This is a genomic window from Planctobacterium sp. R6 (assembly GCF_055755215.1).
Genome location: NZ_JBVTQY010000004.1, coordinates 128,399 through 141,212, shown reverse-complemented (window position 1 = coordinate 141,212; position 12,814 = coordinate 128,399). Strand labels below are relative to the sequence as shown.

The window sequence follows — 12,814 nt, the reverse complement described above, 5'->3', positions numbered from 1 at the left end:
AACTCAGGAGCCATTTTTCACATCTGTTTCACGCTCCTGACTTTATCTTTATTAACGTTTAAAACAGCAACAATTACGGAGATTTGAACATGAACCTACATAAATCGGTACTCAGTGTCCTGATAGTGCTTTTGGGATTATTGACAGTAAGTAACGCCCAGGCGACAGCGCAAAAGCGAGTTTTGATGGTGCTCAGTGGCTATGGCCAGGAACAGGGGAGCGTGCAGCCCGGTTATGAATTTGATGAATTTTCAAAGGCGTATCTGGTGTTTAATCAAAATGGCCTGACAGTTGATATTGCCAGTCCTCAGGGGGGGAAAGTTGAAGCCGATAAGTATGATCCGGAAAAACCTTACAATGCACTGGTGTTAAAAGATACCGAAATCATGGCGAAACTTGACGACACACTGGCGTTATCCAGTCTGCAGGCGCAACGCTACGATGCCATCTTCATTGTCGGCGGAAAAGGTGCCATGTTTGATTTACCCAAAGACCAAAACCTGCAATCCCTGATTGCCGATATTTATCAGCAACAGGGTGTGGTTGCGGCCGTGTGTCATGGGCCTGCGGCATTGGTGGATGTCAAACTGGCAAATGGCAAATATCTGGTGACCAATAAAGCGGTGAATGGCTTTACTAATCAGGAAGAGCAATTGTTTGGCAAAAAATGGTTACCTGAGTTTGAGTTTCTGTTGCAGGATAAACTCATTGAGCGCGGCGGGAAGTTCCAGTCTGCGGATATTATGCTGAATCATGTGGCAGTTGATGAGCGTCTGATCACCGGGCAAAACCCTTCCTCTACAATATCTGTGGCACAGAAGCTGGTGAAAGCGTTAGGCATTGCGCCGACACCGATGCAATCTTTTCGCGATGACCGCACCCTGGATCTGGTGGCGAAATTTTTAGCAGGCGACAGCGAGGCATTGCAGGTTCTGGCCTCTGATGAAGCCTATTATCACCTTCCGCTGGCCGGTATGTATGGCTACTATTATCAGGCACTTGCCGAAACGGATTCGCAATTGCACAATGCGCTGAAGCTGATGCAGGTGGCTCAAAAAGTCATTGCTAACCCACAACTGGACATGCAAATTGCGCAAACTCAACATAAACTGGGTGATAATCAGGCGGCTTTAACTACCTTACACGCCATACTGGCCACTAATCCTGAGTTTGAGCCTGCCAAAGCACTGGTTAAAACCTTAACGCTGTAAATTGGCATTGTCGAACGGATAACCCGAAATACGGAATACAGAATGACACAAGCCCCTTCTTTGCACATCCTGATCGTGGAAGATCAATTAAGCATTGCGCGGAACATTGCTGAGTTTCTGGAGCAAAAAGGCCATGTTATGGATTTTGCGGAAAAGGGGCCACAGGGATTAGCATTGGCATTAAACAATTATTATGATTTGGTGATATTGGATCTCAATTTACCCGGTATGGATGGGGTAGAGGTGTGTAAACATATCCGCGAAAAAGCCGATCGTCATGTGCCGGTTTTGATGTTGACCGCCAGAGATAGTATTGCGGATAAAGTCTCGGGTTTTCACAGTGGGGCAGACGATTATTTGACTAAGCCCTTTTCCCTGGAAGAGCTGGAAGTTCGCTGCCTGGCTTTATCCCGCAGACACAGGCTAAACACCCATGATGTGATTGAACTGGGACCCTTGTGCATCGACAGAAAGCGCAAAACGCTGTCGCGGGACGGGCAACCTGTGGCCCTGAATAGCATGGGGTTTCGCATTCTAATGGTGCTGGTTGACGCCTACCCGCAGGTGGTTAGCCGCTCTGAACTAAGTCATAAATTATGGGGCGACGAACCCACCGAGTCAGATGCGATGCGTTCCCATATCTATCAATTGCGCAATCTTCTGGATAAGCCCTTCGCCAGACCGGTCATTAAAACCGTGTTTGGTGTCGGATTTACGCTGGATATTGAACAGTCGGAGTGACAGGCAATGCAGTTTAATGGCAAACGTTATCACAGTCTGAGTACGCGCATTGTTGTGCAATTTTGCTTGTTTACTGTGGTGCTCTCTTTCATCTTTGGCGCACTGTCTTTTTTGTTAATGTACGTGTTAGAGGATAACTTTATCGAAAAAGACATTGCGCGCCAGGCAAACCGTCTGATCACTGAGTTTGAGGCGTCCGGTAGGTGGTCCCAACCGGAAAATGAGCGAATGAGCCTGCACTTTTCTAAGCACACATTTCCGGAAGAAATCAAAGAGATGGCACTTTTGGAACCCAGACGCATCGAGTTTTATGGTGAACAGGGCCGACACTATCACGCAATGGCGTTACCTGGCTATCCGGAGGTTTACTTACTGGCAGAGGTGAGTGCGGACCTGCAGGTACGCAAAATTCGCAAAGGTATTATTGTGTTGCTGGTTGTCAGTACTGTGCTGGTGTCGTTGATTGCCTGTCTGTTGGCCTGGCTGGTGGCTCGCAAAACCACCAAACCCTTGAAACAACTGGCAGAACTGGTGGACGGTGTCGCCCCTGAACAGATTCCCAAATCATTTGCGGCACAATTTCCGCACAATGAAGTTGGCATACTGGCCGTTACGCTGGAACACACTTTGGGCCGAATCAGTGCTGCCCTGAGCCGTGAAAAACACTTCACACGGGATGTCAGTCACGAATTGCGCACCCCACTGGCAGTGATAAAGAATGCCGTGGAATTAGCGCGCAGTCAGAAAGCCGGGGTTGTGGGGCAGGAGGCGCAGCCGAATGAAAAACTTCTGAATCGCATTTACGATGCCGCAACGCAAATGGAAAGGACGGTGCAGGCGCTGTTAATGCTGGCCAGAGAAGAGCATAGCGCCACCGCAAAACAGCCCATTTCATTGCTGTCGGTCTTAGAAAAATCCATACTGGATAATCATTTGCTACTAAACGATAAGCCGGTGGACGTTGAGGTTTCCGGACGCTGTGACACGCTCCTTCATGCTTCTCCGGATATGTTAAAAGTCTTGCTGGATAATTTGCTCAGTAATGCGTTTCAATATACGGATTCGGGTGAAGTGCTGATTGACTTTGCCGATGACAGTTTAATCATTCAGGATTCCGGGCCCGGCATCGACCCCGGAATTTCTGATAAGCTGACTGAGGCCGGTATTAAAGGGGCAATAAGTACCGGTTTCGGCTTTGGGTTGTCCATTGTAAAACGGCTGTGCGAGCACCAGGGCTGGCAGTTTCAGGTGGAAAGCCAGCAGGGCACCCGGGTTACGGTTCGTTTTGCACAATGAATCTGACCCTGGCTGAATGAGCACATCACGCTACGTGAAGTTGACATGGTGCACACAAATTAAGTCTGTCTGTTAAGGGCCTGGATAGCATGATCACCCTGCGGGCTTAATATTTGCTGTAGGTTTACCCCTGCGATGTTAACTCTCCCGGATAAATTTTCTGTAATGCTTTTAAACAATTCTGAATGGGTATCCAATTTATTGTTTCTTGAATAATAACTCAGGTTCAGTTGTGACTGCTCCAGGTTTATTGACTTGAACTGCATTTGCATAGCGGGTAGCAGTGGCGCCAGATCCCCCTCGGTGTAGAAATACTCATTAGTTTTGGTTTCTTTGACTTCTATCAGCAGGTTGTGTTGTCCATCCGGCATGTCGATTACCTCTTTGTATATTTTACCCTTGGTGCCGTGCTTTAACTTGTTGTGGGAACTGATCGCGACAACACCGGGAAACCAAAGCCCGTAATTTTCCATATTGGTTACGAAGTTAAAAAGAGTGTCCACCGGGACAGCCACATTGATTGAAGTGTTTGCCAATTGCTTCATATAGAGTTCCTGTTTGCCTGAATTATGGCGAACTATATGAGGCTTTGTAGGTAACGAAAAGTGAACTATACTTGCATCCGTGTTTCCTAAATGGAAAGTGATGTGTCAAAACTATCGCAATATGAATCGTTTGTCGCTATTGTCAGAACCGGAAGTTTAAGACTGGCTGCCGAAAGTTTGAACAGAACACCATCGGCGCTAAGCAAGCACATTGCCAATCTGGAGCAAGACCTTGAGGTTCAGTTGTTTGATCGCTCCAATAAACAGATGGTGCTAACCGGTCATGGTTCAACGTTCTACCAATCCAGCAGTGCAATTTTAAAGCAAATTGCAGATTCAGAAAGACAAATAAAGCTGCAAAAGGGCACCATTGCCGGTCAAATTAGAATCACGGTTTCTAAATCACTTATTGGCTCAAACTTATCCCAATATCTCAATGAGTTTGCACTTAAATTTCCCAATGTCAGTTTTTCCATCAGCTACTCCGAAATGCTGGAGAACTTCAGTGAACGCGATTATGACTTTGCTTTCAGGATAGGCACTTTAGCTGACAGTACACGCCTTGTTGCACGAGAATTAATGCAGGTATCGCCAACGTTTTATGCGACGCCGGATTACCTGGCCTGTTTTGGGCAGCCAACAGGGGTGTCAGAATTAAGTACACATCGGGTTGCGTTACCCCATTTCGAAATGCTGTCCGCAGAGGTAAGAGGCTGGCTCAAAAAGCATGGATTCAGTCATCAGTCCGGAACACATCACTACATGGATGATGTAAATGCGATTAAATCAATGACACTTGAACACGGTTGTATTGGTTTTCACCTGTCGCAAAGTCTTTTTAAGTTAATTGCCAATGGTACAGTGGTCCCTCTCTTTCAGGATAATAAGATGCCGGCCAAGCAGCTTTACTTCGTCTACCGGAAAGTGAGTTATCAATCAGCGCATTTGCAAACCTTTAAGAATTTTATCATTGATAAATACCGGGGTGCCGGTTAAGCAGATACAGCACCCCGCTTCTGGCTCCACACTATAACGGGGAGTTGAGTCTGCGGGCGGGGCGCTTCAGCATTGAAGAGAACGGTATCATTTGGCCTGAGCATTTTGTTTGGTGTCTGAAATCCGGTTGAAATCGCGATAGGTATCTTTTGAAACCTCATTAATTTCTGTGAAAAATGCCCAACTGCCTTTCATTGTCATCTGGTTTGACAGAGGCAGGACTGCGCTGTCAATTTTCTGGAAATTAAACTGAATGGTAAGTTCGGTAATTTCTGCACTGAACATGGGCGAAAAGGGGGCCGTGTTGCTGATTTCGATGGATTCAATAAATTGATGTTGTTTGTTATAGCTCAGCAATCCCGTTAGGTGCTTTGACGCATCCTCACCAATCCGTGGCAGGGAAACCTTAAAATTGGCGTATACAAAGTGTGTATCTTCGCTGTTTAACGTCAGCGTAGCAGTTTGAATTAGCTCCTGTAAACTGATCGAAAAGCTCTGCTCCTGGTTTTCTGAGTTCTTCTCTCGTTGCTTTTGTCGTTTTTGCTGATACTTGCGCTGGGCTTTGTCAGAGGGCTGTTCACCATTGAGTGTTAGTAGTGTCCAACGCTGCCCAGCGGGTTGCCCGGCATCATAGTGTTCAGTGCTGCTGCTGATATCCCCTTCTTCGTTTTCGTAGCGGTCTATGTAGTGCGACCAGCTATTTCGCTCAGTGTTTTCAAACGCACTAATGGCCTCCGTTATCATGGTTTTCAGATGCAAGGAGTTAGTCGCAGAAAAAGTGGCAGGACTGACATTTTCCCTCGCAGAAACCGCTGTTGTCAGGCCGCAAGCCAGTGTGGCCAGGAGCAGGACGCAGGGCCATTTTTTACGTTGCACAAGCATAATGTTCTCTTTTACAGGTAAGAAGAAACACTGAGCTTAATGGGGTAAATGTGAAACCCTTGTGAAACAGCGACAGCGTGGCTAATGGCAATTGAGCGATTGCAGTTGTAATGCTTCCTGACGGTATTGATTGGGTGTAACCCCGCATATTTGTTTGAATGCCCGATTAAACGGGCCAATTGACGCGAAGCCGCTTTCCAGGGCAATCACCAGCACTGACCAGTGTTGCTTACCGGCATCCTGTAACAGGGTTTGGGCATGTTGGATGCGCAGGGCATTAATATGTTGATTGAAATTTTTGCCGTATGAATTGTGCCTGATAGCCCGACTGATCAGGTATTCTGAAACATCCAGTTCGCGAGCCATGTCGGCTACTTTCAGATTGGGTTGTAAGAAGCGTTTTTGAGCGCAAAGCAGGTTATCCAGGCGTTTTGTCAGTTCCGCTAACTGTGTATCCGATATTGGATTGTTGACTGAATGCTGCTGTGTCAATCCGGAGCCTGTTAGTGCAGCCTTTCTTGTCTGGCTAATCCAGAATATTAACAACTGTGTTGTACAAATTACGTAGACAGCAACAGCGCTTACTACAAATCGCGCCATATCAGGCGTCAAAAACGACGTGGAGGTGACGGTTTTGCAGATAGCGATGGCCGAGGTAATAGTGATTATAAACAGCAGGCGTTGTTGTTTCTCAGTGCTGGTTGCCTGCTGAAAGCCATTGATACCTTCCCATATTGTGAGAATTAACACGCAGGAAGACAACATCATCGTCAGCTCACCAAGAATCGCAATGGTATTTTGGTTTGTTGCGCTGTCGAATTGCCACAGGTTGTCCAGAAACAGATAGCCTTGTTTGAACATGATGAGTATGCCCAGGGCCAGGGCGAACAAAAGGTGCTGGGCTGACAAGGCTTGTTTCGAACGAAACAGCGTACGTGACAATAACCAGTATACGTTACAGGTGGCACAGGCACCCATGCCCACCAGATAACGATAGTTCCCCAATATATCGCCGGATAATTTTTGTGCTGTGCCCATCGCCACAGAGCCTAAAAAAAGAGCAAACAATAAATGCATGGTGTGTTTTTGCTTCACCATGGTTTGCGCCATCAACAATCCTAACGTTGTGGCTAAAAGTGCTAGCTGAATGCTGGTCAGTTTTTCCATGGGCTTTGTTTTTGGTGCTTGCAGTAGGGGCATCATAGCGACTGAGGTTATGTCAGGCAATTTTCTTATTGCAACAAAATACATCAACTTTGTAGGTCTGAATTCAGAAGTCGGCGAGTAATCACGTGTTTTTGGCGACAGACTGACGGCACTTTAATCATCTGGATAGAAAAATGAATCGTATACAAAGTCAATCGCATGTTGGTGAAGCCGAAGCCATTTTTAAGGTAACCCATGGCAGAAAATTTCTCGAATTAAGTGTAAAAAGTTGGGTGGTACTTGCTTTGGCAGGTCAATGGGCATTCGCAACATACATTCTAATGGTGTATGCCTTAACCCTGACACTCAATATAAATATCGCTGAGATAACGCCTACCTTAGGTTACAAAAAGGCTGAGGGTTTCGATTTCGTTGTCTTTTTGTCTCATATATTACCGGCAGCTTACCTGTCTGTTTTCGGTTGTTTGCAACTGATCCCGGCGATTCGCAATCGCTTTCGGGCATTTCATCGCTGGAATGGTCGGGTGTTTTTCTCACTGGGTATTTCCGGTGCCGTTACCGGTTTGTATCTGCAATGGATTACGGGTTTAAGATTAAGTGATTTAGGCTCATTGGGCATTACCTTAAATGGAATATTAATCCTGTTCGCTATCGCGATGGCCTGGCGTTATGCCGTTAAAAAAAGACTGGATTTGCATATGCGGTGGGCAGTGCACAGCTTTATCCTGGTGAATGCCGTGTGGACGTTTCGTCTCTATCTGATGGGCTGGTATATGGTCAATCAGGGCTCCAATGGCAATAGCAACAAACTGGACGGTCCAACCGATATCTTTTTGTCTTTTGCCTGTTATTTATTACCTATGTTGCTTGCTGAATGCTATTTCTGGGCAAAGAAGCAAAAACAGCCAGAGCGAGTCTGGAGTGTTGCCGCTTTGATGTGGGGAGGTGTTGTTATTACCCTGATTGGAGTGATATCGGCCGCAATCATGATGTGGTGGCCCAAAATCGCTGCGGTTACTGCGTTACTTTAATGTTTGAACAGGGATGGTTCATTTGTTGTTCAGGTTGTGTTCAGTACTGGTGGAAACATTTTGAAAATATTAACTTGCGCCAATGACAACAGCCTGTGTTGACGTAAGTTTCGAATCCTGACAGTCTGACACGCTGCTAAAAAGTAAAAATAGAACAATAACACTTAACGACAACGAGGTTGGAAATGGACAGACGGGAATTTGTAAAAATCGCCGGCGTCGGCACGGGCGCCCTGATGTTACCTGTCATGGGTAACGTAGTGGCAGAAGAGCAACTGCTGGATAAACCCATGGACGTGCAGTTTAAAAAGCGTCTCGCGGACGTGGCGTTAAATGCCGCTAAGGCAAAAGGTGCTACCTACTGTGATGTGCGTGTAGGGCGCTACCTGAATCAATTTGTTACCACCAGAGAAAAGAACGTCGACAATATCGTTAATACCGAGTCTGCCGGCGTGGGTATTCGGGTGATCGTCAATGGTACCTGGGGCTTTGCTGCCAGTTCTAAAATGGACCCGGATTCAGTTGCGAAAACCGCCGAGCAGGCCTGTGCTGTCGCTAAAGCCAACTCTAAATTTCAGGATGAACCGGTCAAACTGGCTCCGGTGAAAGGGGTTGGTGAGGTATCCTGGCAATCGCCTATCAAGAAAAACGCCATTGAAATTCCCATTAAAGAAAAAGTGGATTTATTGTTGTCGGTCAATGATGCTGCGATGGCTAACGGCGCCAATTACATCACCTCAATTTTGTTCCTCGTGAATGAACAGAAGTATTTTGCCTCCAGTGATGGCTCCTACATTGATCAGGATGTACATCGTTTATGGGCACCTTTCTTCGCCACTTCGGTAGGTGAGGGCGGCTTTAAAACCCGTAACAGCCTGGGTAATCCGGTGGGTATGGGTTTTGAATACCTGGACGGAAAAGAAGAAGACAAGATTCGGGTTCAGGGCGCGAATATCGGCTATAAAAATTCATACGATATGCTGGAAGATGCAGCCGAAGCTGGCAAGCAGCTTAAAGCCAAATTAAAGGCTAAATCCGTTGAACCAGGTAAATATGATCTGGTACTGGACCCGGCTCACCTGATGTTAACCATCCACGAGTCAGTAGGACACCCTCTGGAGCTGGATCGGGTCCTGGGTTATGAAGCCAACTATGCCGGAACCAGCTTTGCTACATTGGATAAATGGCGCTCCGGTAAATTCCAGTACGGCTCTGACATCGTCAACCTGTTTGCTGACAAGACTCAGGAAGGCTCTCTGGGCTATGTGGGTTACGACGATGAAGGTGTTAAAACCAAAGAATGGGACCTGGTTAAAGACGGTATCCTGGTGAACTACCAGGCCACCCGAGATCAGGTGCACATGATTGATCAGAAAGAGTCTCATGGTTGCTGTTATTCACAAAGCTGGGCAGATGTGCAGTTCCAGCGTATGCCAAACGTTTCGTTGCGACCCAATAAAAAAGATATCTCCGCAGAAGATGTAATCAAAGACGTGGAAGACGGTATTTATATCGCCGGTCGCGGCTCCTTTTCCATTGACCAGCAGCGCTACAACTTCCAGTTTGGTGGTCAGTTATTTTATGAAATCAAAGATGGCAAGATCACCGACCAAATCGAAGATGTTGCCTACCAGTCCAATACTCAGGAATTCTGGAACAGCTGTGCCCAAATGGCCGGTAAATCAGATTATCGCCTGGGTGGTTCTTTCTTTGATGGCAAAGGTCAACCCTCTCAGGTGAGCGCCGTATCGCACGGTTGTCCCACCACCCGATTTAACAATGTCAACGTTATCAACACCGCGCGTAACGTGTAAGCACTGACAACAATGAGAGAGGATTTTTAAAATGGCTATTATCAGCGAAAAAGAAGCAAAAGAATTATTGGTGAAAGTGTTGTCATTCTCCAAAGCCGATGAGTGTGAATGTAACTTATCCGGCAGTCTGGAAGGCAATGTGCGTTATGCCAGGAATACCGTATCTACCGCTGGCGAAGTAAGTGATGTAACCCTGGTGGTGCAATCGTCTTTTGGTAAGAAAACCGGTGTGGCAACGATAAATGAGTTTGACGATGCATCACTGAAAAAAGTGGTTGGGCGCTCTGAAGAACTGGCTAAGCTGGCCCCGGAAAACCCGGAGTTTATGCCGGTACTGGAGCCGCAAAAATACAAAAAGGTCAATGGTCATTCCGCCACTACTGCGGCTATTACCCCGGATACCCGGGCTAACATGGCCAATGACAGCATTGCGCTGTCGAAAAAAGGCAAGCTGGTGGTATCGGGCTTTATTAATGACAGCGAATCCTTTGTCGCCATCATGAACAATAAAGGATTGTTTGCCTACGATACCAATACCAACATTGATTTTACCGCGACATTGCGTACCGAAGACGGTAAAGGCTCTGGCTGGGTAACCCGTGATTTCACTGACTCGTCAAATCTGGATACTAAGTCAGCCACTAACATTGCCATTCAAAAGGCCAAAGGCTCAGTGGATGCTAAGGAAATGGAACCCGGTAAATACACGGTGATCCTGGAGCCAGCGGCCACTGTGCAGCTGATTTCCAACATGTTTAACGCTATGGATCAGCGCAGTGCCGATGAAGGTCGTAGCTTTTTGAGTATCAAACCCCAGGATCGCAAAGAAGACGGCCCACTAAACAAGCTGGGACAGAAAATGTTTGATGAGCGGGTCACGCTGTATTCTGATCCGCAAAACAGTGAAGTCCCAACTGCGCCTTTTGCCTCTGACGGGCATGCGGTGGATAAGACCGTGTGGATTGAAAAAGGGGTGGTGAAGAATATGCCGAATTCCCGTTACTGGGCGCAAAAAACCGGGACGGAGTACAAGCCTACTCATTATACGGGGGGCGGCATTTTCGGCGGTAATACCCAGATCATCATGGAGGGCGGAAGTGATTCGCTGGAGGAGATGATCAAAAACACCCGCAAGGGCATCCTGGTCACTCGCTTGTGGTACATTCGCCAGCTCGATCCGCAGTCTCTGATGTACACCGGGTTAACCCGTGACGGCACCTTCTATGTGGAAAACGGCGAAATCAAGTATCCGGTGAAGAACTTCCGCTTCAATGAAAGTCCTATCATCATGTTGAACAACATCGAAGCCATGGGTAAACCGGTGCGAATCAATGGTGGTCTGATTCCGCCCATGAAGATCCGCGACTTTACCTTCAGTAGTTTGTCTGACGCAGTGTAAGTCGTTATGCACACTGAGCGGCGACGCTTTTTACAACAGTTAGCGGCCTTATCGGCCGCTTCTGCTTTCCCACCCCTGAGTTTTGCTGACGATTACGACTTTTACTTTACCCGTTTGAGTTATGAGTCCGGCGACTGGGATGTGGATGAGCGTACGCCGGCAAATATCTTAAACTCGCTCATTGAATATACGCATTTGCGGGTGGATTTAACCGAGCTAATCTTACCGTTAGCGGACCCTCGAATGTTGCACAGCCCATTTTGTTATATGGCAGGGCATAAACTGGTGCAGTTTAACCTGGAAGAGCGCAATAACTTTGAGCAATACGTGCGCAATGGCGGCTTTGTGTTTGTGGACGATTGCAATCACGATATCGACGGGTTATTTGCCCGCAGCTTTGAGCAACAAATGGCGGATATCTTTGGTGAGTCCGCGTTACAAAAAATCCCTAATGATCATCCATTGTATTCCAGCTTTTTTGCTTTTGACGGACCGCCACGGACGTCCTATGAACTCAATGGTTGGGGAGATGATTTGGTGCATGAATACCTCAAAGCCATAGAAATCAACGGCAAAATCGCCGTGCTTTACAGCAATAAAGATTATGGTTGCGAATGGGATTATGATTTTCGCAATAAGCGCTGGCTGCGCGTCGACAATACTCGTTTCGCTGTCAATATCGTCATGTATGCACTGACCGCATAGGAATAAATAATGGAAAACAAACCGTTGGAACACACATCGCTGGAACGCAAATCGCTTGATAGCCTCCAGCTCGTCGTTGAAGAAATTGGCAAGCGTATCGTTGGTCAAAAAGCGGTGATTGAGCAGGTACTGGTGTGTTTGTTGGCTCGGGGTCATTGTTTGCTGGAAGGCGCACCGGGTCTGGCAAAAACTCTGCTGGCATCTTCATTGGCCGAAACCCTGGAGCAAAGCTTTCACCGTCTGCAGTTTACCCCCGATTTGATGCCCAGCGATATCGTAGGTACCGAATTACTGGAGGAGATACACGCCACCGGCAAGCGTGAGTTCAACTTTATTAAAGGGCCAGTGTTTACCCATTTTTTACTGGCCGATGAAATCAACCGTACTCCACCTAAAACACAGGCTGCGTTACTGGAAGCCATGCAGGAAAAACAGGTTACCTATGCCGGAAAGCGCTATGCCTTGCCTGACCCTTTCTTTGTTTTGGCGACTCAAAATCCGGTGGAACAGTCGGGCACATACCCCTTGCCAGAAGCGCAACTGGACCGATTTTTAATGTTGGTGAAAGTGGATTATCCCAGCGCTGAAGAGGAGTTGCAGGTGCTGCAGCGAACCACGGGAAACTACTCGGCCACGCTGAAACCTCTGTTGAATGCTGAACAGATCATTGAGCTACAACAACTGGTAAAAGAGGTGGTGATTGCCCCTGAATTGTTGGAATTTGCCGTACAGTTGGTACGTCAGACAAGACCGGTAGAAAGCGCTCATGACATGGTGAATAAGTATGTGATTTGGGGGGCAGGACCCAGAGCCGGGCAGGCACTGGTGTTATGCGCTAAAGCGAAGGCCCTGATTGCCGGGCGCTTTGCAGTAACCCTGGAGGATTTACAATCTGTCGCTGCCAGTGTGTTACGACATCGCATATTGTTAAATTTCCATGCTGAAGCGGATAAACAAAGTGCAGATGCTATCGTTGAACAGCTTTGGCAAGACAGTCTCAAAGGCCAGTCGTTTTTGTAATACGGAC

The 12,814-nt window shown here is 47.1% G+C and carries 12 protein-coding genes; 9 read left to right on the top strand and 3 right to left on the bottom strand.

All coding sequences use genetic code 11. The features are described from left to right. Window positions 1–89 precede the first annotated feature (89 nt). The 3 genes from AC0J20_RS04490 to AC0J20_RS04480 are packed head-to-tail and all read left to right on the top strand — an operon-like array spanning window position 90 to window position 3,248. Complete coding sequence (locus AC0J20_RS04490) at window positions 90–1,211, top strand: type 1 glutamine amidotransferase domain-containing protein (protein WP_473020777.1); 1,122 nt, start codon at window positions 90–92, stop codon at window positions 1,209–1,211. A gap of 42 nt (window positions 1,212–1,253) precedes the next feature. Next, entirely contained in the window at window positions 1,254–1,952 is a 699-nt protein-coding gene (locus tag AC0J20_RS04485; RefSeq protein WP_473020776.1) for a response regulator transcription factor, read from the top strand. Window positions 1,953–1,958: 6 nt separating this feature from the next. Beyond that, the gene (locus AC0J20_RS04480; protein WP_473020775.1) at window positions 1,959–3,248 is read left to right on the top strand and encodes a sensor histidine kinase; all 1,290 of its coding nucleotides are present in this window, start codon (window positions 1,959–1,961) and stop codon (window positions 3,246–3,248) included. Window positions 3,249–3,307: 59 nt separating this feature from the next. Here the strand turns inward: AC0J20_RS04480 and AC0J20_RS04475 are convergent, their stop codons facing one another. Beyond that, on the bottom strand, window positions 3,308–3,793 hold the full coding sequence (locus AC0J20_RS04475) for an SRPBCC family protein (RefSeq protein ID WP_473020774.1): 486 nt from the start codon (window positions 3,791–3,793) through the stop codon (window positions 3,308–3,310). A 102-nt stretch (window positions 3,794–3,895) separates the two neighbouring features. On the opposite strand from AC0J20_RS04475, the gene AC0J20_RS04470 reads away from it, so the two are divergent. Beyond that, window positions 3,896–4,789 carry a LysR family transcriptional regulator gene (locus AC0J20_RS04470; protein WP_473020773.1) on the top strand — a complete coding sequence of 298 codons (894 nt, stop codon included), beginning with the start codon at window positions 3,896–3,898 and terminating at the stop codon, window positions 4,787–4,789. An 87-nt stretch (window positions 4,790–4,876) separates the two neighbouring features. Here AC0J20_RS04470 and AC0J20_RS04465 read toward each other — a convergent pair whose 3' ends face one another. Next, window positions 4,877–5,671 (bottom strand): hypothetical protein, encoded by a 795-nt coding sequence (locus AC0J20_RS04465; RefSeq protein WP_473020772.1) that lies wholly within the window; start codon window positions 5,669–5,671, stop codon window positions 4,877–4,879. Window positions 5,672–5,752: 81 nt separating this feature from the next. Then, window positions 5,753–6,838 (bottom strand): helix-turn-helix transcriptional regulator, encoded by a 1,086-nt coding sequence (locus AC0J20_RS04460; RefSeq protein ID WP_473020771.1) that lies wholly within the window; start codon window positions 6,836–6,838, stop codon window positions 5,753–5,755. A gap of 173 nt (window positions 6,839–7,011) precedes the next feature. Here AC0J20_RS04460 and AC0J20_RS04455 point away from each other — a divergent pair, with 173 nt between their 5' ends. From AC0J20_RS04455 to AC0J20_RS04435, 5 genes are all read left to right on the top strand, one after another. Then, window positions 7,012–7,869 carry a DUF2306 domain-containing protein gene (locus AC0J20_RS04455; RefSeq protein ID WP_473020770.1) on the top strand — a complete coding sequence of 286 codons (858 nt, stop codon included), beginning with the start codon at window positions 7,012–7,014 and terminating at the stop codon, window positions 7,867–7,869. Window positions 7,870–8,054: 185 nt separating this feature from the next. Then, window positions 8,055–9,683: a TldD/PmbA family protein gene (locus AC0J20_RS04450; RefSeq protein ID WP_473020769.1), complete on the top strand. Its 1,629-nt coding sequence runs from the start codon at window positions 8,055–8,057 to the stop codon at window positions 9,681–9,683. Between the two features lie 31 nt (window positions 9,684–9,714). Further along, window positions 9,715–11,082 carry a TldD/PmbA family protein gene (locus AC0J20_RS04445; RefSeq protein WP_229528928.1) on the top strand — a complete coding sequence of 456 codons (1,368 nt, stop codon included), beginning with the start codon at window positions 9,715–9,717 and terminating at the stop codon, window positions 11,080–11,082. Between the two features lie 6 nt (window positions 11,083–11,088). Next, complete coding sequence (locus AC0J20_RS04440; RefSeq protein WP_473020768.1) at window positions 11,089–11,787, top strand: DUF4159 domain-containing protein; 699 nt, start codon at window positions 11,089–11,091, stop codon at window positions 11,785–11,787. A gap of 9 nt (window positions 11,788–11,796) precedes the next feature. Beyond that, the gene (locus AC0J20_RS04435) at window positions 11,797–12,807 is read left to right on the top strand and encodes an AAA family ATPase (RefSeq protein WP_229528926.1); all 1,011 of its coding nucleotides are present in this window, start codon (window positions 11,797–11,799) and stop codon (window positions 12,805–12,807) included. Window positions 12,808–12,814: the final 7 nt, after the last annotated feature.

Bases quoted from the DNA above. Each gene is read 5' to 3' on its own strand.
- AC0J20_RS04490 (WP_473020777.1), top strand. From the start codon at position 90: ATGAACCTACATAAATCGGTACTCAGTGTCCTGATAGTGCTTTTGGGA.
- AC0J20_RS04485 (WP_473020776.1), top strand. From the start codon at position 1,254: ATGACACAAGCCCCTTCTTTGCACATCCTGATCGTGGAAGATCAATTA.
- AC0J20_RS04480 (WP_473020775.1), top strand. From the start codon at position 1,959: ATGCAGTTTAATGGCAAACGTTATCACAGTCTGAGTACGCGCATTGTT.
- AC0J20_RS04475 (WP_473020774.1), bottom strand. From the start codon at position 3,793: ATGAAGCAATTGGCAAACACTTCAATCAATGTGGCTGTCCCGGTGGAC.
- AC0J20_RS04465 (WP_473020772.1), bottom strand. From the start codon at position 5,671: ATGCTTGTGCAACGTAAAAAATGGCCCTGCGTCCTGCTCCTGGCCACA.
- AC0J20_RS04460 (WP_473020771.1), bottom strand. From the start codon at position 6,838: ATGGAAAAACTGACCAGCATTCAGCTAGCACTTTTAGCCACAACGTTA.
- AC0J20_RS04455 (WP_473020770.1), top strand. From the start codon at position 7,012: ATGAATCGTATACAAAGTCAATCGCATGTTGGTGAAGCCGAAGCCATT.
- AC0J20_RS04450 (WP_473020769.1), top strand. From the start codon at position 8,055: ATGGACAGACGGGAATTTGTAAAAATCGCCGGCGTCGGCACGGGCGCC.
- AC0J20_RS04445 (WP_229528928.1), top strand. From the start codon at position 9,715: ATGGCTATTATCAGCGAAAAAGAAGCAAAAGAATTATTGGTGAAAGTG.
- AC0J20_RS04440 (WP_473020768.1), top strand. From the start codon at position 11,089: ATGCACACTGAGCGGCGACGCTTTTTACAACAGTTAGCGGCCTTATCG.
- AC0J20_RS04435 (WP_229528926.1), top strand. From the start codon at position 11,797: ATGGAAAACAAACCGTTGGAACACACATCGCTGGAACGCAAATCGCTT.